At 73.2% G+C, this 20,593-nt stretch carries 15 protein-coding genes; 3 read left to right on the forward strand and 12 right to left on the reverse strand.

Translation table 11 applies throughout. The annotated features are described in order from the left end of the window. Positions 1-62: 62 nt before the first annotated feature. The 3 genes from ACX80P_RS14555 to ACX80P_RS14565 are packed head-to-tail and all read right to left on the reverse strand — an operon-like array spanning position 63 to position 7,369. Positions 63-3,491, reverse strand: a complete 3,429-nt coding sequence (locus ACX80P_RS14555; protein ID WP_459278823.1) for an ATP-dependent helicase — start codon at positions 3,489-3,491, stop codon at positions 63-65. Continuing rightward, entirely contained in the window at positions 3,488-6,865 is a 3,378-nt protein-coding gene (locus ACX80P_RS14560) for an ATP-dependent helicase (RefSeq protein ID WP_459278824.1), read from the reverse strand. Before ACX80P_RS14560 ends, ACX80P_RS14555 begins: the two co-directional genes overlap by 4 nt. Before the next feature lie 57 nt (positions 6,866-6,922). Then, on the reverse strand, positions 6,923-7,369 hold the full coding sequence (locus ACX80P_RS14565; protein WP_459278825.1) for an MGMT family protein: 447 nt from the start codon (positions 7,367-7,369) through the stop codon (positions 6,923-6,925). A gap of 72 nt (positions 7,370-7,441) precedes the next feature. Between ACX80P_RS14565 and ACX80P_RS14570 the strand changes: the two genes are divergently transcribed. Then, positions 7,442-8,212: a 3'-5' exonuclease gene (locus ACX80P_RS14570; protein WP_459278826.1), complete on the forward strand. Its 771-nt coding sequence runs from the start codon at positions 7,442-7,444 to the stop codon at positions 8,210-8,212. 77 nt (positions 8,213-8,289) lie between these two features. Here ACX80P_RS14570 and hemL read toward each other — a convergent pair whose 3' ends face one another. From hemL to hemE, 8 genes are all read right to left on the reverse strand, one after another. Next, entirely contained in the window at positions 8,290-9,627 is a 1,338-nt protein-coding gene (gene hemL, locus ACX80P_RS14575; protein WP_459278827.1) for a glutamate-1-semialdehyde 2,1-aminomutase, read from the reverse strand. A 10-nt stretch (positions 9,628-9,637) separates the two neighbouring features. Continuing rightward, on the reverse strand, positions 9,638-10,621 hold the full coding sequence (hemB, locus tag ACX80P_RS14580) for a porphobilinogen synthase (RefSeq protein WP_459278828.1): 984 nt from the start codon (positions 10,619-10,621) through the stop codon (positions 9,638-9,640). Next, positions 10,618-11,499: a uroporphyrinogen-III synthase gene (locus ACX80P_RS14585; RefSeq protein ID WP_459278829.1), complete on the reverse strand. Its 882-nt coding sequence runs from the start codon at positions 11,497-11,499 to the stop codon at positions 10,618-10,620. The genes hemB and ACX80P_RS14585 overlap by 4 nt, the downstream gene beginning before the upstream one ends. Positions 11,500-11,505: 6 nt before the next feature. Then, positions 11,506-12,408, reverse strand: coding sequence for a hydroxymethylbilane synthase (gene hemC / locus ACX80P_RS14590; RefSeq protein WP_459278830.1), 903 nt, complete (start codon positions 12,406-12,408; stop codon positions 11,506-11,508). A gap of 44 nt (positions 12,409-12,452) precedes the next feature. Beyond that, the gene (locus ACX80P_RS14595; protein ID WP_459278955.1) at positions 12,453-13,607 is read right to left on the reverse strand and encodes a ferrochelatase; all 1,155 of its coding nucleotides are present in this window, start codon (positions 13,605-13,607) and stop codon (positions 12,453-12,455) included. A gap of 44 nt (positions 13,608-13,651) precedes the next feature. Then, positions 13,652-14,368: a hydrogen peroxide-dependent heme synthase gene (gene hemQ, locus ACX80P_RS14600; RefSeq protein WP_459278831.1), complete on the reverse strand. Its 717-nt coding sequence runs from the start codon at positions 14,366-14,368 to the stop codon at positions 13,652-13,654. 86 nt (positions 14,369-14,454) lie between these two features. Next, entirely contained in the window at positions 14,455-15,975 is a 1,521-nt protein-coding gene (gene hemG / locus ACX80P_RS14605; protein WP_459278832.1) for a protoporphyrinogen oxidase, read from the reverse strand. 2 nt (positions 15,976-15,977) lie between these two features. Next, the gene (hemE, locus tag ACX80P_RS14610) at positions 15,978-17,039 is read right to left on the reverse strand and encodes a uroporphyrinogen decarboxylase (RefSeq protein ID WP_459278833.1); all 1,062 of its coding nucleotides are present in this window, start codon (positions 17,037-17,039) and stop codon (positions 15,978-15,980) included. Positions 17,040-17,222: 183 nt separating this feature from the next. On the opposite strand from hemE, the gene ACX80P_RS14615 reads away from it, so the two are divergent. Next, entirely contained in the window at positions 17,223-18,578 is a 1,356-nt protein-coding gene (locus ACX80P_RS14615) for a glutamyl-tRNA reductase (protein ID WP_459278834.1), read from the forward strand. Between the two features lie 11 nt (positions 18,579-18,589). Here the strand turns inward: ACX80P_RS14615 and moeB are convergent, their stop codons facing one another. Continuing rightward, a complete protein-coding gene (gene moeB / locus ACX80P_RS14620; RefSeq protein ID WP_459278835.1) occupies positions 18,590-19,852 on the reverse strand; it encodes a molybdopterin-synthase adenylyltransferase MoeB in 1,263 nt (420 codons plus the stop codon). A gap of 96 nt (positions 19,853-19,948) precedes the next feature. On the opposite strand from moeB, the gene ACX80P_RS14625 reads away from it, so the two are divergent. Beyond that, positions 19,949-20,569 carry a TetR/AcrR family transcriptional regulator gene (locus ACX80P_RS14625; RefSeq protein ID WP_459278836.1) on the forward strand — a complete coding sequence of 207 codons (621 nt, stop codon included), beginning with the start codon at positions 19,949-19,951 and terminating at the stop codon, positions 20,567-20,569. The last annotated feature ends 24 nt before the right edge of the window (positions 20,570-20,593 follow it).

A 20,593-nucleotide genomic window follows, 5' to 3' on the forward strand; every position in this document is an offset into this window, starting at 1 on the left:
CGCACGGCGCCGGCGATCGGGCACGCGAGGCACGCGAGGCACGCGAGGCACCGCCCAGGCGATCAGGCGCCGGACGCGCCGGCTGCCCGGATGATCCCCTCGAGTTCCTCGGCGTCCGCGAGGTCGTGGGGACGGACCACGAGGTTGTCGGCCACGTAGAAGAACGCCGCGCGCACCGTCTCGAGCGGCACCTCCTTCAGGCGCGACCAGGCAAGCCGGTAGAGGGCGAGCTGGACGGCCTTCGCGGCGCGCCGGTCCGGCGACGGGGGACGCCCGGTCTTCCAGTCGATGAGGTCCCACCCGCCGTCGGCGTCGCGGAACACCGCGTCGATCCGGCCGCGCACCACGATGCCGCCGATCTTCGTCTCGATGGGCGCCTCGATCGCCGCGGGCTCCCGCAGCGCCCACTCGGACCGCTCGAAGATGGCCGCCATGTCCGTCAGCCCCAGCGTCTCGTCGACGTGCGCGTCCGCACCGCCCGGGTACTCGCCGAGGTCGAGCATCCCTCCGGCCCCGTAGTACTCCTCGATCCACGCATGGAACGCGGTGCCCTTGCGGGCTGCCGACCCCGGCTGCCGGGGCAGCGGCCGACGCAGCTGCTGCATGACCGCCGCGGCGTCCTCGCGCAGCTCCACCAGGGTGGAGGCGGAGATGTGCGACGGCAGGGCGAGGGGCATGCGTTCGCGTTCCCGGGCCTGACGTGCCAGGGCGAGCCGGACCTCCCGGCCCCAGCGGCCCTCGTCCTGGTCCTGGTCCTGGTCCGCCTCGGGGGCGGGGGCAGCGGCCTGCTCGAGGACGGCCCGGGCTGCACCCTCCATGGACGACCGCCGGGCACCGAGCGGATCGAAGGGCCAGAGCGCCCGCTCCGGGCTCGCGTTGGCCGGGTTCTCGCCCCCCTCCTCCCCTTCCGGTAGCCAATGCGGCAGGACGAAACCTGCCGCGGCCGCGTCGGCGAGCCCGACGAGGTCCGTCAGGTACGACGACGGCGCCGACGGTTTCGACCGCCCGCCACCCCAGGCCGAGGACGTGCATACGAGGGTGTGCTTCGCCCGGGTGAAGGCGACGTAGGCGAGCCTGCGTTCCTCGCGCTCCGCATGTGCCCGCGCCTCGTCCGTGAACTCCTTCTCGCTGGCAAGCCACTCCTTCTGGTCCTGCTGCTCCCAGTCCCAGTGCGGCAGTTCGGGTGCGTCACCGCGCAGGGGCCAGGGGATGGCCGAGTCCCCGCTGCTCCAGCGGGAATCCTTGCCGCTCGGGAAGGATCCGTCGTTGAGGCCCGGCACGAAGACCACGTCCCATTCCAGGCCTTTCGACGCGTGCACGGTCAGGAGCTGGACGGCGTCCCTGCTCGCCTCGAGCTGTGTCACCGGCAGGCCGTCCTCCTCCTGGTCGGCGGCTTCGAGCCAGGCGAGGAACGCGGGGAGGTCGACGCGCTCGGCGGTGGACACGAAGCCGGCGACCGCCTCCGTGAAGGCATCGAGGTTGCGGCGCGCCTCATGGATGCTCACGCCGGGCTTCGCTGCCACCTCGATGTCCAGCAGGATCGTGCGTTCGACCTCGCCGATCATGCTGCCGAGATCATCGCCCACGAACCCGCGGAGTCCGCGGAGCTCATGGCGCAGCAGCTCGAGCCGCTGCCGTGCGGTCTCGCTCAGGGTCCTGCCGGCCGACGACACCCAGTCCCCGGGCGGGAGGTAGTCGACGGCCTCGACCAGGCTTCCGGCCTCCGCCAGGTCGGGGGCCACGACGGCGTCCCTGCCCTGCCCGCGGTCGAGTTCGCCCTCGAGCCCGTCGTCGTCCCGGCTGCCCCGGCGGAACATGGCCTCGCGCGTCCGGGCGAGCTGCCGCGACCAGTCCCCGAGGGCCATGAGGTCCGCCGGGCCGAGCCGCCATCGTGCGCCGGAGAGCAGCCGCAGCATCGAATCCGAGCGGTCCGGGTCGCCGAGGACCCGCAGGGTGGCGAGCAGGTCGACGATCTCGGGGGTGCGCAGCAGGCCGCCGAGACCCACCACCTGCACCGGGACACCCGCGCGGTCCAGTTCACGCCGGATCGGCTCGAACTGCTTGCGGCCGCGACACAGCACCGCCATGGTCGGCCGGAGCGGGCTCCCGTCGTCGTCCGTCTCGAAGCTGCGCCGACGCTGCAGCAGGACCTGGCGGACGACGGCCTCGGCCTCGCTGAGCGCGGCGTCGGGCCCGGCCGGCGCCCCGTCCTCGCGCCCGGCCGCGGGGGCATCCGTGAGGAACCGCCCGAGCAGGACGTCACCGAGGGGCGCTCCGGGCCGGGCCACGAGGCCGGGGACCTGCTGGACCGCGGTGTCGCGGAGCCAGGGCGCCGGCACGTTGAGGGGCGCCGAGACGGTGTTCGCGGCTTCGAGGATGGAGGTCGCGTTCCGCCACGCGACCGACAGGTGCGCCACCTGCGACGGCGCGCGGCCGTCAGGCGCCACCCTCGGGAAGGCGGTGCGGAAGGTCGCGAGCTGACCGGCGGACGCTCCCCTGAACCCGTAGATGGACTGGTGTGGGTCCCCGACCGCGGTGACGGAACGTCCGTCGGCGAACAGCCGCGAGAAGAGGACCATCTGGGCGTGCGAGGTGTCCTGGAACTCGTCGAGCAGCACCACCTTGTACTTCTCGCGTTCCATCGCCCCCGCCTCCGGGATGTCACGGGCGATCCGTGCGGCGAGCGAGACGAGGTCGCCGAAGTCGAGCTGCCTGCGCGCGAGCTTCGCCGCGGCGTAGTCCTCGGCCAGCTCGGTGACGGTGATGCGGGTCCGGAGCTTGTCGATCATCTCCTGGACCTTCTGCGTGGCAGCCCTGCCGGACCCTGCGACGTAGGGTCGCGAGGTCACGTGCTCGATGTGGCGGCGCAGGTCGTCCCGGACCGTCGCCGGGCTGACCAGGTGTTCGGCGCACTCCCCCGCCATGTCGAGCACCGCCTTCACGAGCGTGCTCTTCGCGGCCGTGAAGTGCTCCCAGTCGCCGTCGTAGGCTTCGACGACGGAGTGCGCGAGCTGCCACGACTGCGCGGTGCCGAGCATCACCGAGTCACGCTCCACGCCGATCCGCAGCCCGTAGTCCTGGACGATCCCGTTGGCGAAGGAGTGGTAGGTGGAGATGGCGGGGTCGAGCCGGTCGAACGCGTCCCCGCCGGCCGAGGCCGGGGCGTCCTGTGCGAGCGCGGCGTAGAGCTGGACCAGCCGCTGCCGGACGCGGGATGCCAGCTCCCCCGCAGCCTTGCGGGTGAACGTGACCCCGAGGACCTGTTCGGGCCGGACGAGATCGTTGGCCACGAGCCATACGACCCTGTCGGCCATGGTCTTGGTCTTTCCCGAGCCGGCGCCGGCGATGACCAGCAGGGGTTCGAGGGGCGCTTCGATGACGCGTACCTGATCGTCCGTCGGGTACTGGACGGGGGCGTCGGGGTCCGTGTGCAGGAGTTCGGCCAGTCGCCGGGCCGAGAGCCGTGCCGCCGGTCGCGCGGCGGCCGTCACTGCGTCACCTGCTTGCCTTCTTCGCACAGGGGGCAGACCTCGGGCAGCCGGCACCCGCTGCCACCGAAGCCCGACCTGCGCGGGTCGTGGATGGTGTCGAAGGTCGCCGCGGACATCAGGGCGGCGGCGTCCTCGATCATCGTCCTCGCCCAGGTGTCCTCCGGACCCACGGGCGGCTGCACCTGCACCGCCACCCCCTTGGCCTTCGTGCCCAGCTGGACCAGCGCCGCACCGCCCGGGGCGGCCGGCTCGACCTCCGGCGCGCCCGGGGCGCCCGGGGCGTCCGGTGTGTCCGGTGCGTCCCCGTGCGCCTCCGGTGCGGGTTCCCCCCCTGCGGCGCCCTCACCGTCCGAGGGGCCGAGCTGCGCACCCGAGGCGAGGGCGGTCTGGTAGGCGGCGAGCTGCGGGTGGCGCGGGATGTCCGCTCCGGCGGGCGAACTCTTGCCCGTCTTGAGGTCGACGACGACGAAGCGGCCCTCCGCGTCGACCTCCAGCCGGTCGATCTGCCCGCGCAGGCGCACGAGCCGCTCGGCGTCGGCGAGACGGAGGTCGAGGTCGACGGCGAAGTCGACCTCGGTGGCCACCAGGCTCCGTCCGTCCTTCCGCATGGACAGCACGTAGGCGGCGAGTTTCCGCACCATGGTCTCGGCACGCCGGAAGTCGGACCGGCCTTCCCACGTGTCCTTGATCCCGAGCTGCGGCCAGCGCCGCTCGAGCTCCTTCACGTACTCGTTCCCGGTGGCCTCGGGCAGGTCCTGGGCGATCTGGTGGACGAGGGTCCCGAGGGAACGGGCGAAGTCGGTGGTCCGCTCCCCGCCCGCTGCGGAGACGAACCAGCTCAGGGGCGAGGTGAGCACGGACTCGACCTTGGACGGCGATACCGGGATCGGCTGGTCCGGGGGCACCACGGGGTCCTCGCGGGTCAGGCCGAGGACACCCCACCACTGGGCCGGATGCGCTCCCGGCACGGGCGGCTCCAGGACGGCCATGTGCCCGAGGTGCCGGACCGCCTCCCGGGACAGGGAGGGGCTCGCCTGCGGGTCCTGGGCGAACTTCCGCAGCTCGGCCACGAGGGCGCGGAGGGTGACGGGGCGCAGCACCTCGGTGCGCGGCCGGACCGCGGTGCCGGTCGGCAGGGGATCGAGCACATCGAGGAACGGGGAGGGCTGCTCGTCCTGGGAGGAGACGGCGCAGCACACCAGCTCCTGCGTGGCGCGGGAGACGGCCAGCGAGAACGTCCGCAGCTCGTCGAAGCGGATGTCCTGCAGCAGGGACACGGGGTCGCGGTTGCTGCGGAACGACTCCCCGTAGTCCAGCAATGCACGCAGTTCGCCCGACCCGAGGAGCTCTCCGCGCAGCCGGAGGTTCGGCCAGACGCCGTCCTGCACGCCCGCCACGAGCACGAGCGGCCAGTGCCTGCCGGCGGCGCTGGCCGGCGTCAGCACCGACACCGACGCCTGGCGGGCGACGCGCGTCGTCAGCGTGTCCATGGGGATGTCCTGGCTGAGGATGTAGTCCAGGAACAGTTCCGGGTCCGCGCCGGGCATCTGTTCGACGAATCGTTCCGCGGTGGTGAAGAGCGCCATCATCGCGTCCAGGTCCCGGTCCGCGCGGGTCGAGGACGGCCCCTCGGACAGGGCCGCCGCGGACCACTGCTGCGCGAGTCCCGACGCGGACCAGAGCGCCCACAGGACGGTCTCGGGGTCGCGTGTCGGGTCGGCGGCCGCGGAACGTCCGGCGTCCAGCATGCGGGCGAGCCGCCGCACCGGTGCCCCCTCGGACGGCAGGGCGGCGATCTGCTCGGGTGCCGTGAAGAGGGCGGTGAGGAGCTCGTCGCTGGTCCTCCCCCCGCCCTGCTGCAGCTCGGTGCGGCGCAGGATCTGTCGCAGTCGCCGGAGATCGAGGCTCCCCGCCCCGCCGATCCGCGACGTGAGCAGCGAGATGCACAGCTCGGTGTCCAGGTCCGCGCGGCCCACGACGACGGCGTACAGCTCGAGCAGGGGGCGTACGGCCGGTTCCTCCCGGATGGCGGTCTCCGCCGCCGGGACGTTCACGGCGATGCCCTGGGCGGTCAGGAAGCGCTGCACCGCGGACACCTGCGTCCCGTTGCGGACGATCACGGCGATGTCGTCGAGGCTGCGCTCCCCGAACAGGTGCGCCTCGAGGATGCGCTGGGTGATGAACCGCTGCTCGTGGAAGGCACTGTCGAGGACGTGGGCGGAGACGGCCGGCCCGTTCGTCGTCGTGCCGCCTGCTCGTCGCTCGGGCCGACCGTCCTCGGGCCGTCCGCCGGACGCGGGACGGCCGGGACCGCCGTCCATGTTCCGGTAGGCCGTGCTGACGCCGGTGGTCGCGATGCGGGCGGCGACGTTGCTCCATGCCCCGGCGAGGGGGCCCTGCAGGGTCAGCGACCCGGGCAGGGTGACCGTGGTCAGGCCGCCGCCGCGGCTGAAGAGGGTGGACAGGCGTCCGGTGAGTTCGGGCCGAGCCCCCCGGAAGCCCTGCGCGACCACGTCGGGGCAGGACGTGACGACGACGTCGTTGCCTGCTCCGATGAGCCCCAGGAGGGCGTGGATGGCGGGGTTCGCCTCCTGGTAGTCGTCGACGAGGACGAGCTGGAGGCGCCCCCGCTCCCTGTCGAGGAAGTCGCGGTCCGTCTCGAGGATCTCGCGGGCGGCCGTGAGGATCCCGGCGGGGTCGAAGGCCTCGGGCATGCGGAGGTCGAGCACGTCGCGGTATTCGCGGTAGAGCGTGGCAGCGGCGACCCAGTCCGGACGGTCGAACCGCTCCCCCCAGGCCGCCAGCTCCCCGGCGGACACCCCGTATTCGCTGACCCGGTCGAAGAGGTCCCGGATCTCCTGCCGGAAGCCGCGCGTCGGCAGGGCGAGGGTGAGGGTCGACGGCCAGTCGGGACCCGGGGCGCCGTCGCGTCCGTGCCCGGCCAGGAGTTCCTTGATGATGAGGTCCTGTTCGGCACCGGACAGCAGTCTCGGCGCGCGCGTGATGGCGGGAGTCCGTCCCTCGGCCCGGGCCCGGCGGATGAGGTCGAACGCGTAGGAGGCCCAGGTGCGGGCGGGAGCCGTGCTGATGCTGCGGTCCAGTTTGGCGGTGAGCTCGTCCCGGAGCCGCGTCGCGGCCGCGCGGGTGGGAGCGAGGAGGAGCAGCCCTTCGGGTGCCACGGTTCCCGCCGTGATGCGGGCGACGGCGAGGTCCGTGAGCAGCGACGACTTGCCGCTGCCGGGCGCACCCAGGACCAGCGCCTGCCCGGTCACGCCCGCCAGGGAACGGACCGCGGCGTCGTACGCCTCCGCGGGGGACGTGGCGGTGGCCTCACCGGGGGATGCCGGCGGGGCGTCGGGGAGGGTGCTGGTCATGGGTCAAGACCATCACACGCCACGGACAATCAGCGGCATCGCAACGGGCGCCGGGCGCTAGGGACCGGCGCGTCGCAGGGACGCGCCGACCCCGTCGAGGAGGGCGTGTTCCTCGGGGGTGGGCCACCAGCGGGCGGAACGCAGATCCACCCGGTACACGCCCGGGTCGGTGCTCCCGCGCGGCACGGAGAGCGGTGTGGCCTCGACGTCGTAATGCGCCCGCGCGCGCACGGCCAGGCCGTGCGGCGGGTGCCCGCCGGCACGCAGGACGCGCCACCACGGGACGTCCCCGGCGCTGCGGGACAGGGCGCGGCCGACCTGGCGGGGCCCCCCGCGGTCGAGGAGTTCGGCGACGTCCCCGTAGGTCAGCACCCGACCGGCGGGGATCAGCTTCGTGACGGCGAGGACCGCGTCGCGGTAGTCGTGCGGATCGGTGCGCGCGGCGGCGTCCGGTCCCGGCCGCCGGGGACCGGGGTCCTCCCCGGCGGCGGCTCGTCGATGCATGCGCTCCACCCTAGCCGGGCGGGACCTGCGGACGGCGCCTATTTGGTCGGAGCGCGCCCGTACGGTGGTGCCATGAAGAGCTGGCATGAGGGTCCGAGGGCCGCGTTCGACCTCGAGACGACGGGGCGCGATCCGCTGACCGCGCGCATCGTCACCGCGACGATCGTCCTCGTCGGCGACGACGGCGAGGTGCTCGAGCACCACGAGTGGCTGGCCGATCCGGGCGTCGACATCCCCGAGGGCGCTGCAGCCATCCACGGGATCACGACGGCGCACGCCCGGGCGCACGGCCTGCCCGCCGCGGAGGTCGTCCATGGGATCGGAGCCGTCCTGGCGCGGCTCTTCGGCGCCGGGGTTCCCGTGCTCGCGTTCAACGCCCGGTACGACTTCACGGTGCTGGCGCAGGAGGGACGACGCCATGTTGCCCGGATCCCGGTGCCGTTCCCCGTGATCGACCCCTACATCATGGACAAGCAGGCGGACCGGTACCGGCGCGGCAAGCGGACCCTGACGGCGATGTGCGAGCACTACGCCATCCCGTTCGAGAACGCCCACACCTCCGCGGCGGACGTCCTCGCGACGCTGCGGGTAGGGACGGTCCTCGCCGAGCGGTTCGCCTTCCTCCGGCGCCCCGCCACCGACCTGCATGCCTCGCTCGTCGTGTGGGCCGACCGCCAGGCCGCGAACTTCGAGGAGTACCTCCGCCGGACCGAGCCCGCCGCCGTCATCGAGCGGGCCTGGCCCGTCGTCGGCTGCGACGGGCATGCCGCCCCGCCGGGCCCGGAAGACGGGGCACCGCCGCAGGACGACGTCGCGCTGCGCCCGGTCGCGACGGTGCGCTGAGGCCCGGCACGACGGCGCACCACCCCCCTCCGTGCCCGGCGCCGCCCAGCAGCGCGGCTGGGCGACCGGCACGCAGCCTAGTCGACCGGTACGGCCGCGGCTGCCGCCCTCGCCGCCGCCGGAAGGGCGGCGTGGATGCGCTCCATCGCGGCGTCGTCGTGCGCCGCGGAGAGGAACCAGGCCTCGTACACGGATGGCGGGAGGTACACACCGGAATCGAGCATGGAGTGGAAGAACGGCCCGTAGCGGAACGCCTCCTGCCCCTGGGCGTCGGCGTAGTTCCGGACGCCGTGCTCGGCGGTGCCGAACGCGACGCTGAAGAGGTTCCCTGCCCGCTGGATCGAGTGGTCGACGCCCGCCTTCGCGAGTTCAGCGCTGAGGGCGTCGCCGACCTCGAGCGAGCGCGCGTCGACGTGCCGGTAGACGTCGTCCGTCGCCGCCGTCAGGGTGGCGACGCCCGCGGCCATGGCGATCGGGTTCCCTGACAGCGTGCCCGCCTGGTAGACAGGCCCGATCGGGGCGAGGTAGTTCATGACGTCGGCGCGGCCGCCGAGGGCCGCTGCGGGGATCCCGCCGCCGATGACCTTCCCGAAGGTCAGCAGGTCGGGCGTCCACGGGTGCTCTGCGTCGTCGGCGCCGCCCGTGAGCTTCCAGTACCCGCCCGGGTGGGTGCGGAACCCGGTCATGACCTCGTCCACGATGAACAGGGCACCGTGCTCGGAGGTGATGCGGCTGAGGAAGGCGTTGAAGCCGGGCGCCGGCGTCACGACCCCCATGTTCGCGGGCGCCGCTTCGGTGATGACGGCGGCGATGTGCTCGCCGTGCGTGCGGAAGGCCTCCTCGACGGCCTCGACGTCGTTGTACGGCAGCACGAGCGTCTCCGCCGTCGTCGCCTCGGTGACACCCGCGGAACCGGGCAGTGCCAGGGTGGCGACACCCGATCCGGCGGACGCGAGGAGGCTGTCCACGTGCCCGTGGTAGCAGCCGGCGAACTTGACGATCAGGTTCCGGGACGTGAAGCCGCGCGCGAGCCGGACCGCGGTCATGGTCGCCTCGGTGCCGGTGGACACCATGCGCAGCAGCTCGACGGCGGGCACGCGATCCCTGACGAGCTGCGCGAGGTCGGCCTCGGCCGGTGTGGAGGCGCCGAAGGTCAGCCCGTGGTCCACGGCGCGGTGCACGGCCGCGATGACGTCGGAGTGGGAGTGACCGAGCAGTGCCGGACCCCAGGAGCAGACGAGGTCGACGTACCGCTTGCCGTCGGCGTCGGTGACGTAGGCGCCGTGTGCGTCGACGAGGAAGCGCGGGGTCCCGCCGACCGACCCGAAGGCGCGTACGGGCGAATTGACGCCGCCGGGCATGAGGGCGCGGGCGCGTTCGTACAGGGTGTCCGAGGTCGTCGGGGATGGTGTCATGGAGGGTTCCTCAGTTCGTCTCGTCGAGCCAGAGCGCAAGCTCGGAGGCCCAGTAGGTCAGGATCATCTGCGCGCCGGCCCGCTTGATGCCGAGCACGGACTCCTCGATGGCGCGGCGGCGGTCGATCCAGCCGTTCGCGGCGGCGGCCTCGATCATCGCGTACTCCCCCGAGATCTGGTACGCCGCGACGGGTACGGGGGACATGGCGGCGACGTCGGCGAGGACGTCGAGGTAGCTCATGGCGGGCTTGACCATCACCATGTCGGCGCCCTCCTCGATGTCGAGTTCGACCTCGAGGATCGCCTCGCGGCGGTTCGCGGCGTCCATCTGGTAGGTGCGGCGGTCGCCGACGAGCTGGGAGTCGACGGCCTCGCGGAAGGGGCCGTAGAACGCGGAGGCGTACTTGGCGGCGTAGGCGAGCACCACGGTGTCCTGGTGTCCCGCCGCGTCCAGGGCCTGGCGGATGACGGCGACCTGGCCGTCCATCATCCCGGAGGGACCGAGGACGTGCGCACCGGCCCGGGCCTGCTCGACGGCCATCCGCGCATACAGCTCCAGCGTCGCATCGTTGTCCACGGAGCCGTCGGCCGCGAGGACCCCGCAGTGCCCGTGGTCGGTGAACTCGTCCAGGCAGACGTCGCTCATGACGACGAGGGAGTCGCCGACCTCGGAGCGGACGGCGGCGATGGCACGGTTGAGGACGCCGTCGGGGTCGATGCCCGCGCTGCCGGTCGCGTCGCGGTGTTCGGGGATGCCGAACAGCATGATGCCGCCCACGCCGCGCTCGACGGCTTCCGCGGCCGCCCGCCTCAGCGAGTCCGTGGTGTGCTGCACGACGCCGGGCATGGAGAGGATGGGCGAGGGCTCGGTGAGACCCTCCCGGATGAAGGCCGGCAGGATCAGTTCGGACGGGTGCACCCGGTGTTCGGCCACCATGCGACGCAGGGCCGGCGTCGAGCGCAGCCTCCGCGGCCGGTGCTGGGGGAAACTCATGGCTGATCTCCGTTCGGTGGTGCGGTCTGGGAAAGAGACGGGGAGGAAGGGCTGTGGTCCTGCGCGAAGGCATCCGCGGCCGCGCGGGCGATCCCCTGCGGCGTGGGGTCGGCGGCCGTCGCTGCCGGGTCCCATCCTGCGGACCGCAGCGCGTCCGCCGTCGTGCGCCCGATGGCGACGGCGCGGAAGGACAGCGGCCCGGCCTCCAGCCTGTCACGGAACTGCCGGACCGCGCTCGGTGCGGTGAAGACGACGGCGGGCTGGACACCGCCTGCCGCGAGTCCCCGGAGATCGCGGAGGGACAGCTCGGGCGGCCGGGGCCCGTCCTCCTCGACGCCGGGCACGCGCCGCGCCGGCTCCGCGGGGTAGGGCACGGTGCGGTAGGCCTCGATCCGGCGGACGGTGCGTCCCGAGGCCGCGAGTCCCGCCCGGAGGTCGTCCGGGGCCAGGTCCGCCTGGGGCAGGAGGACCGCGCCGTCATCGTGCGGGAACTCCCGCAGGAGCCCGGCCGAGGACGCCTCCCCGGGCACCAGGTCGACGACGACGCCCGCGGCGGCGAGGGAGCGCGCGGTGGCGGAGCCGACCGCGGCGACCCGCGCTCCCCCACGGCGGACGAGGGCTGCGAGCGCGTCGGTGCCCGCGAGCATCCCGAGGGCCTGGACGGTGTTGGCGCTCGTCACGACCAGCCACGCGTACCCGCCCCGCCCGAGAGCCTCCAGCGCCTGAGTGACGGCGCCGACGTCCGCGGGAAGTTCGGTGTCGGTGAGCGGCAGGGCGTAGGCCGTCATGCCGCCGGACCGGAGGGCGCCGGCGATCAGGACCGTCCGCGCCGGATGCCGGAGGACGACCACCGGACGGACCCCGCCATCGCCGGCCACGCGCACCTAGCTGTTCAGGGGCGCGATGTCGGCTGCGCCGGCGGCGAGCAGTTCCTCCGCGAGCTCGAGGCCGAGCCGCGCGGCGGCGACGGCGTCCGAGGCCGGTGCGGAACGCGTCAGGCGGATCATCGACCGCCCGTCCAGGCTGCACACCACGGCCTCGAGGGAGAGCGCGTCCCCCTGCAGCCGGGCCAGGGCGCCGATCGGCGCGGCGCAGCCTGCCTCGAGCTGCAGGAGGACGGCGCGCTCCGCGGTCACGGCGAGCCGGGTCGGCAGGTGGTCGTAGGCGGCGAGGGCCTCGCGCACCCCGGGGGTGCCCTCGCTCTCGCGGCACTCGACGGCGAGGGCGCCCTGCCCGGCGGCGGGCAGCATGACGTCCGTGTCGATCAGCTCGGTGATCGTCTCCTCGCGCCCGAGCCGCCGCAGTCCCGCAGCGGCGAGGACGACGGCGTCGAGGTCACCGGGCGCCCCGGGGACGAGGCCGGCGACCCGCCCGAGGCGGGTGTCAACGTTGCCGCGGATGTCCACGACGTCGAGCCCGGGCCGCGCCGACCGCAGCTGCGCGGCCCGCCGGGGGGACCCGGTGCCCACGCGGGCGCCGTCGGGGAGCGTGGCCAGGGTGAGGCCGTCCCGGGCGCAGAGGGCGTCCCGGACGTCCTCGCGCTCGGGCACGGACGCCACCGTCAGGCCGGGGGCGGGCAGCGTGGGGAGGTCCTTCAGCGAGTGCACGGCGACGTCGCACCGCTCCTCGAGGAGGGCGTCGCGGAGGGCCGCGACGAAGACCCCGGTCCCGCCGATCTGCGAGAGCGAACCCTTGAGGATGTCCCCCTCGGTCCGGACCCGCACGAGGTCGTAGGGCAGGCCGGCGAGCGCGGAGACGCTCTCCGCGACGGTCGTGGTCTGTGTCATGGCGAGCGCGCTGCCCCGCGTGCCCACCCTGATGTGTGCGCCCACTACGTACCGGGGTTGGGCAGGGGCGTGCCCACGGTGGAGTCGACGGCGGCGACGGTCGGCTTCTCCCCGCGGCGGTTGGCGCAGCAGTTCGGGCGGCACACGTCGTACCAGGGCCCGAGCGCCGTCGCGGAGGGGCGGTCCGCGATGTTGCCGTCGACGGTGCGTTCGAGGATGAGGTCCACCAGTCCCTCCACGAACTTCCGGTGGGTACCCGGTGTCGGCACGCGGTCCGCGACGATCCCGAGCTCGCCGCAGGTCTCCATGGCCTCGGTGTCGAGGTCCCAGGCGACCTCCATGTGGTCGGAGACGAACCCCAGGGGGACGATCACGACGCCGCGCGTGCCGTTCTCGTAGCGGTCGCGGAGGGCGTCGCTGATGTCCGGTTCGAGCCACGGGATGTGCGGGGCACCCGAGCGGGACTGGTAGACCAGCGACCACTCGACGCCGGCGGCCTCGGGGATGCGGTCCAGGACGGCCTGTGCGGTGGCGAGGTGCTGCGCCACGTAGGCGCCCTCCTCGTAGGCCGGGCCGCCGTCCGCGGTGCGGGGCCCCGCTGCTTCGGCGTCGCCCATCGGGATGGAGTGGGTGGAGAACATGATGTGGACGGGCGCGTCCGGGGTGCCCTGTTCCGCGAGCCCGGCTCGGACCGTGGCGAGGCCGTCGGTGACGCCCTCGACGAAGGGTTCCACGAAGCCCGGGTGGTCGAAGTACTGGCGGACCTTGTCCACTTCCAACCGGCCCTCGAGGCCGGTCTTCACGAGTGCCATGCCGAGGTCCTCGCGGTACTGGCGGCAGCTCGAGTAGCAGGAGTAGGCGCTCGTGGTCACGGCGAGCACCCTGCGGTGCCCGGCGTCGTACGCCTCCTGCAGGGTGTCGGCGATGAAGGGCTCCCAGTTGCGGTTGCCCCAGAAGACGGGCAGGCCGATGCCGCGGCGGCGGAGCTCGGCCTCCATGGCCGCGCGGAGGGCGCGGTTCTGGCTGTTGATGGGGCTCACGCCGCCGAACGCGCGGTAGTGGTGCGAGACCTCCTCGAGCCGTTCGTCGGGGATGCCGCGGCCGCGGGTGACGTTCCTGAGGAAGGGGATGACGTCGTCCTGCCCTTCCGGTCCGCCGAAGGAGGCGAGCACGACGGCGTCGTACGCCTTCGGTGCCATCCGGCCGTTCTCGTCGACCCCGTCGAGGGGGTTGAATGCCTGCGTCACTGGAGCACCTCTGCAATCTCGTCGTGGCCGATTCGCCGGCCGGTGTAGAACGGCACTTCCTCGCGGACATGGCGCCGCGCTTCGGTCTCCCGCAGGTGACGCATGAGGTCCACGAGGTCCACGAGCTCGGGAGCTTCGAGTGCCAGGATCCATTCGTAGTCGTTGAGGGCGAAGGATGAGACCGTGTTGGCGATGACCTGCGGGTACCTGCGTCCCTTCAGGCCGTGATCCATGAGCATGTCGCGGCGCTCGTCCGAGGGGAGGATGTACCAGTCGTAGGAGCGCACGAACGGGTACACGCAGACCCACTCGGCCGGGGCGACGCCGCGGGAGAAGGCGGGGCTGTGGGACTTGGAGAACTCGGCGTCCCGGTGGACGCCCATGGCCGACCACGCGACGGTCGTCGCCGCGAGGAGGTCGGTGCGGCGCAGCTTGCGCACGGCGGCCTGGAGTGCCTCCGGGCGGGGCCCGTGCAGCCAGACCATCACGTCGGCGTCGGCGCGCATGCCGGAGACATCGTAGAACCCGCGGAGGACGATGCCGTCCTCCTCCAGGCCGGCGAGCACGTCCTCCAGGGCGTGGGCACCCGAATCCGTGGTCGCCGCGTCCCGCTTGAAGACGGTCCAGAGGGTGTAGAACAGCTCTCCGGGGGCGTCGGCGCCCTCCCCGGTCGGCTGTGGAGCGTGGACGGGTGTACCGGTGGGCTCAGTCATGGTACTAGTCTGCCCCTGCCCGCAGACGAACCGAAATCGTTTTCTTCTACGAATGGTAGAAGAGATCAACGTCACATCCCGGGTGCTCAGGCGCCGCCGGCGAGGGCATCGGCGAGCGCGTCGGCGCGGGCCCGGGCGTCATCGATGACGGCGACGAGCCCCGTCCCGGCGAGCCACCCACCGGTCACGGCGAGCGACGCGGACTGCTCCGCGACGAGGGCGCGGATGCGTGCGACCCGCTCCCGGTGGCCCACGGAGGCGTGCGGCAGGGCGCCGGCCCAGCGCACCACGTCCCAGTCGAGCACGTCGGCCTCCCCGACAGGGACGCCGAGGAGCGTCGAGGCGTCGGCGAGGGCGTGGCGGTAGAGGTCGCCGTCGGGCGTCGCGAGTCCGACGGCGGTGGGGGCGTCCCCCACCCGCCCGAAGGACAGCCGGAGGACGTGGGAGCCCGGCCCGGCCTGGTCCCGCAGCCACGCCCACTTGGCCGTGGAATGGGTGAGCGCCTTCGCGGCGACGCCCTCGACCCCGCGGGCGACGAGCACGCCGGTGCCGCGCGGCCGGGCATCGAGCTCCGGGACGTCGACGACCAGGGTGACGAGGGCGACGCCGGGCGCCGGGTCGGGTCGCTCCCCCGCCAGCGCGGGAAGGGCCGGCGTGAGGAGATCGACGGCGCCGCGGCCCTCCGTGGCCACGAGCACGGCGTCGGCGGGGATGCGGCGCGAGAGGGACGAGTGTTCGGTCGTCACGATCCATCCGCCCCCCGAGCGGGCGAGGCCGCGGACCTGCTCGCCCGACCGCAGGTCCGCGCCGTCCTCCCGGAGCTGCTGCACGAGGGCGTCGCGGAGCTGGGCGATCCCGCCGACGAGGCCGCCGACGGCGGCGCCTGCGGGAGCGGCCTTCCGCAGGGCGCCCGCCGCGGCTCCGAGCGAGCCGAGGCGGCCCATGGTCGCGCGCAGGCCCGGCGCGACGGAGTCGACGTCGAGGTCGTCGGGATCGGCGGAGAAGACCCCTCCGGCGACGGGCGCCACCAGGCGGGTCAGGACGTCCTCCCCCATCCTCGTCCGGACCAGTTCGCCGAGGCTGACGCCGGGGCGTGTCGCGAGGGGGCCGACCGGGAGGACCCTGTCCAGTCCGGCGCGCAGGGAGCCCGCGCGGCCGATGATGGCACTGATCGACGGCTCGGAGGGGTCTGCGGGGATGCCGAGGACACCGGAGTTGGGCAGGGGCTGCGCGGCTGCACGGAGGTCCTTGCCGGGCAGCTGCACCCACGCGCCGGTGGCGTCGGGGGCGACGATCCGGCCGCCCAGCCCGAGTTCCCCGGCGAGCGCGGGCACGGTGGCGGACCGCGTGGAGAAGGATTCGGCTCCGCTGTCGAGCTGGAACCCGCCGAGCATGCGGCCGTCCACCGTGCCGCCGAAACGGTCCGACCGCTCGAGCAGGGTGACGCGCAGCCCCCTCGCCAGGAGCGTCCGCGCCGCGACGAGGCCCGCCATGCCGCCGCCGACCACGACGACCGTCCGGGGGCGGTCGCGCTCGGACGGGGCGGACAGGGTTGACGTCCCCTCCGGTTCCGCCGGCACGCCGTCCGGCCGCGCGGCCCTGGTCACGGCTACAACTCCACGGAATGGATGAGGTCGACGACGCGCGTCAGGACGTCGGGGTCCGTCCCGGGCGGGACGCCGTGCCCGAGGTTCACGACGTGCCCCGGCGCCGAGGCCCCGGCGGCGAGCACCTCGCGGACATGCTGCTCGAGCACGGGCCACGGGGCCGGCAGCAGGGCCGGGTCGATGTTGCCCTGGAGGGGCACCGTCCCACCGAGGCGGCGGTTCGCCTCGTCGAGGGGCAGCCGGTAGTCGACACCGATGACGTCCACCCCGACCTCGTGCATCGCGACGAGCAGTTCCGAGGTGCCCGTGCCGAAGTGGATCAGCGGCGCGCCGAGGCCCCGGACATGGTCCAGGGCCCTGCGCGAGGCGGGCGCGACGTGGCGGCGGTAGTCGGCGAGGCCGAGGGAGCCGGCCCACGAGTCGAACAGCTGGGCGGCACTGGCGCCGGCCTCGAGCTGGGCGCGCAGGAACATGCCGGAGGCGTCCGCGGCCCACTCGGTCAGGGCGCGCCACGTCGTCGGGTCGGCGTGCATCATGGTGCGGGGGCCGAGGTGGTCCCGGGACGGCTTCCCCTCGACCATGTAGGCGGCGAGCGTGAACGGCGCGCCGGCGAAGCCGATCAGCGGCGTGGATCCCAGCTGCTCCACGGTGAGGGCGACGGCCTTGCGGATCGGCTCCAGCGCCTCGTCCGTCAGGGTGGGCAGCGCGGCGACGTCGGCGGCGGACCGGATGGGCGCGCCGAGGACCGGCCCGACGCCGGGCACGATGTCGACGTCGACCCCGGCCAGCTTGAGCGGGATGACGATGTCCGAGAAGAAGATCCCGGCGTCGACGTCGTGCCGCCGCACGGGCTGCAGGGTGATCTCCGACGCCATCTCGGGGTCGAGGCAGGATTCGAGCATGTCGGTGCCCTCGCGCAGGGCGCGGTACTCCGGCAGCGACCGCCCGGCCTGGCGCATGAACCAGACGGGCCGCCGGTGCGGAGCCTGCCCGCGGTAGGCGGAGATGAGGGCCGATCCGGACGTGCGTCCGTCGACCAGCGGGTGCGATGCTCCAAGGTCCATACGGCCGATTCTGCCGAAGATCCGTGCGGATGGATAACCGGAACCGGCCGCGCCGGACCGGGCGTGGCCAACATCACCCCCCGCGTAGCGGGCGTACTTCCGCAGGATTGCACGGAACGCACGCTCCCGGTAAGCCTCGCCTATTCTCCGGATGGGCCCGGTCCTCGCTATGATCGGAGGGCTGTGGTACTTCTATCGCTTGTCGCGACCCATTCGAACGCCGACCTGGAAACCGTGGCCCGACTCAGCGTCGGGGCCCCCCAGGTCCCTTCGGTCGCGCTCGCCCAGGACCGGTCCGTGTCGGGTGCCGTGGTCCTCGCCACCTGCAACCGCTTCGAGATCTACGCCGAGGCTCCGTCGGAGGACGACGTCGAAGCCGCCCGGTCGGCGATCGTGGCCACCGTCAGCGAGTACTCAGGCATCTCCGAGCACTCCGTGTCCTCGTCCTTCGAGACGCACACCGGCCAGGACGTGGCCGAGCACCTCTTCGCCGTCGGCGCCGGCCTCGACTCCGCCGTCATCGGCGAACGGGAGATCGCCGGCCAGGTGCGGCGGGCGCTCATCGAGGCCCAGGGCTCAGGATCTGCCAGCGGCGGTCTCGTCCGTCTCTTCCAGGCAGCCTCCCGGACCGCGAAAGACGTCGGCGCGCAGACGGCGCTCGGCAGCCGGGGCCGGTCCATCGTGTCCGTGGCCCTCGACCTCGCCGGCGACCTCTCCGAGGATCCCGGCTGGTCGGCCAAGACCGTGGTGCTGTTCGGCACGGGTGCCTACGCCGGCGCCACGATGGCAGCCCTCAAGGACAAGGGGTGCACCGACATCTCGGTCTTCTCCTCCTCCGGGCGGGCCGGGGCGTTCGTCGCCACCCGCGGGGGGACGGCCCTGCGTGCCACCGACCTGCCCGACGCCATGCGCCGGGCGGACGTCGTCATCGGCTGCAGCGGAAGCGATGCACGTATCGACGCCGCCGACATCGGACGGGTCCGCGAGGGCAGCGACCGCCCGCTCGTCATCATCGATCTCGCCCTCAGCCACGACTTCGACCCCGCCGTCGGCACCCTCGACGGCGTCGAGCTGATCACCCTCGAATCGGTGCGTGCGGCCGCTCCCGAGGAGCAGGCCGATGCCCTGGCCCGGGCCGGCGACCTCGTCCGCGAATCCGCCCGCGCCTTCGAGGAACAGCAGGCCACCCGGGCGATGAACGCGGCCATCGTGGCCCTCCGCGAGCACACGCAGACCGTCCTCGATGCCGAGATGGAGCGCGTCCGCGCCCAGCACGGCTGCACGGCCGCCGCGGAAGAGGTCGAGTTCGCGCTCCGCCGCATGGTGCGCCAGCTCCTTCACGTCCCCACCGTGCGGGCCCGGGAGCTCGCCGCCGAGGGACGCCAGGACGACTACACCGCGGCCCTCGAGGCCCTCTACGGCATCGACGTCGCTCCGGCGGCCGCGGGAGCACCCGAGGCAGCACCGCACACCGACCACGTGCACCCCGCGGGCGCCGTCTGCCCCGTGGACCACGAGCGGCCCGCGCAGAGCGCCTGACCGTCCGGCTCCTAGTACGTCATCTTCTGCGGTTCGACGGTCCGCACCCATTCGAGGATGCCGCCCTCGACCGACCAGACGTCCCGGTGGCCGCTGCTCCGGAGATGGCGCACGACGTCGGCCGAGCGGACGCCGGACTTGCAGTGCACGTAGACCGTCCTGTCGCTGTCCACGGCTGCGGTGCCGTCGAGGATCAGCGGCTTCGGCACCAGCACCGCGCCGTCGATGCTCACGATCGCGTACTCCTCCGGGTTCCGGACGTCCAGCAGGTCGAAGTCGGCCGAGCCTGCCGACCGCGCGGCGAGGAGCTCCGCCAGGTCCCCCACGGATATCGTGGGCACCTCCTCCGTGTCCTGCACGAGACCCTGCCCCGCTGCACCGGACGCCGACGGCAGCCCGCAGAACTGCTCGTAGTCGATCAATCCGGTGATGCGCGGGGCGGTGGGGTCCGGCCTCACGCGCACCTCCCGCCAGCTCATGTCCAGGGCATCGAACACCAGGACCCGCCCGAGGAGGGTCCGTCCGACGCCGGTGATGAGCTTGACGGCCTCGTTCACCATGACGGATCCGATCTGCGCGCACAGGACGCCCAGCACGCCGCCCTCGGCGCAGGACGGCACGGAGCCCGGCGGCGGCGCCTCCGGGTACAGGTCGCGGTAGGTGGGGCCGTGGTCCTGCCAGAAGACGCTGACCTGCCCGTCGAACCGCAGGATGGACCCCCAGACGTAGGGCTTCCCGAGGATGGCGGCCGCATCGTTGACCAGGTAGCGCGTGGCGAAGTTGTCGGTGCCGTCGAGGATGAGGTCGTACCCGGCGAAGAGCGCAAGGGCGTTCGAAGCGTCGAGCCTCTCCTCGTGCAGGACCACCTCGACCAGCGGGTTCAGCGCCAGGATGCTGTCCCGCGCGGATTCGGCCTTGGGCCGGCCGAGGTCCGGGACGCCGTGGATGACCTGGCGCTGCAGGTTGGAGAGCTCGACGTCGTCGTCGTCGACGATGCCCAGCGTGCCGACGCCCGCCGCCGCCAGGTAGAGCAGGGCGGGCGATCCGAGCCCGCCTGCACCGATCACGAGGACGCGTGCGTTCTTCAGCCGCAGCTGAGCCTCCGTCCCGAAGCCGGGGATGATCAGGTGCCGGGAGTAGCGCAGTGTCTCCTCCCGGGTCAGGCTCCCGACGGCGTCGACCAGGGGCGGCAGGCCCGCCGGGGCGACGGGCGGGGCGTCCGCTGAGGCCGGGCTGCTGCCGGGGCCCTGCGCGGGCGGAGTGGAAGCGGTCATGCCCAAGGGTATTCCGCCCCGGCGAGGCCGGGCCAGCCGGGGCGCGTGGGTACACTGGACCGCGTCCGCCCGACCGCAGAACCGAGGATCGCCCACGTGAGTGTTGAACCGACCGCCGCAGGAAAGGCCGTCAGGCTGCCGCGGGACGAGCGCCGTCGCCAACTGCTGGCCGCAGCGCAGGAGGTCTTCGTCGGCAACGGCTACCACGGGGCCGCCATGGACGACATCGCGGTGGCGGCCAGGGTGAGCAAGCCCGTGCTCTACCAGCACTTCCCCGGCAAGCGGGACCTCTACCTCGCCCTGCTGGACAGCCACCTCGCCGAGCTGACGCAGCTGCTGGTCGACGCGCTGCGGTCCACCGACGACAACAAGCTGCGCGTGCACGCGACCATGCGTGCCTATTTCCAGTTCATTGCCCAGGACAGCAAGGCGCACCGGCTCGTGTTCGAATCGGACATCAGCAACGAGCCCGATGTCAGCAGCCGGCTGGAAGCCTTCAACGCCCACTTCGCGGGCGCGATCGCCGGGGTGATCGCCGGCGACACGCAGCTGTCGATGGTGGAGGCGACGCTGCTCGGCCGCGGCCTCGCCGGCATGGCGCAGATCAGCGCACGCTACTGGCTCGAGACCGACGGCAGCCTCGACATCGATGCCGCCGCGGAACTGATCTACCGTTTAGCTTGGCGCGGAATCAGCCGTTTCCCCAAGGAGATCTAGAGTAGGTTTCGAAGCAGCAACCGG

The sequence above is a fragment of the Arthrobacter arabinosi genome (assembly GCF_054511115.1).

What these genes read in the sequence shown, in the direction of transcription:
- ACX80P_RS14560 (WP_459278824.1), bottom strand. Translation starts at nt 6,865, where the DNA reads ATGACCAGCACCCTCCCCGACGCCCCGCCGGCATCCCCCGGTGAGGCC.
- ACX80P_RS14565 (WP_459278825.1), bottom strand. Translation starts at nt 7,369, where the DNA reads ATGCATCGACGAGCCGCCGCCGGGGAGGACCCCGGTCCCCGGCGGCCG.
- ACX80P_RS14570 (WP_459278826.1), top strand. Translation starts at nt 7,442, where the DNA reads ATGAAGAGCTGGCATGAGGGTCCGAGGGCCGCGTTCGACCTCGAGACG.
- hemL (WP_459278827.1), bottom strand. Translation starts at nt 9,627, where the DNA reads ATGACACCATCCCCGACGACCTCGGACACCCTGTACGAACGCGCCCGC.
- hemB (WP_459278828.1), bottom strand. Translation starts at nt 10,621, where the DNA reads ATGAGTTTCCCCCAGCACCGGCCGCGGAGGCTGCGCTCGACGCCGGCC.
- hemC (WP_459278830.1), bottom strand. Translation starts at nt 12,408, where the DNA reads ATGACACAGACCACGACCGTCGCGGAGAGCGTCTCCGCGCTCGCCGGC.
- ACX80P_RS14595 (WP_459278955.1), bottom strand. Translation starts at nt 13,607, where the DNA reads ATGGCACCGAAGGCGTACGACGCCGTCGTGCTCGCCTCCTTCGGCGGA.
- hemQ (WP_459278831.1), bottom strand. Translation starts at nt 14,368, where the DNA reads ATGACTGAGCCCACCGGTACACCCGTCCACGCTCCACAGCCGACCGGG.
- hemE (WP_459278833.1), bottom strand. Translation starts at nt 17,039, where the DNA reads ATGGACCTTGGAGCATCGCACCCGCTGGTCGACGGACGCACGTCCGGA.
- moeB (WP_459278835.1), bottom strand. Translation starts at nt 19,852, where the DNA reads ATGACCGCTTCCACTCCGCCCGCGCAGGGCCCCGGCAGCAGCCCGGCC.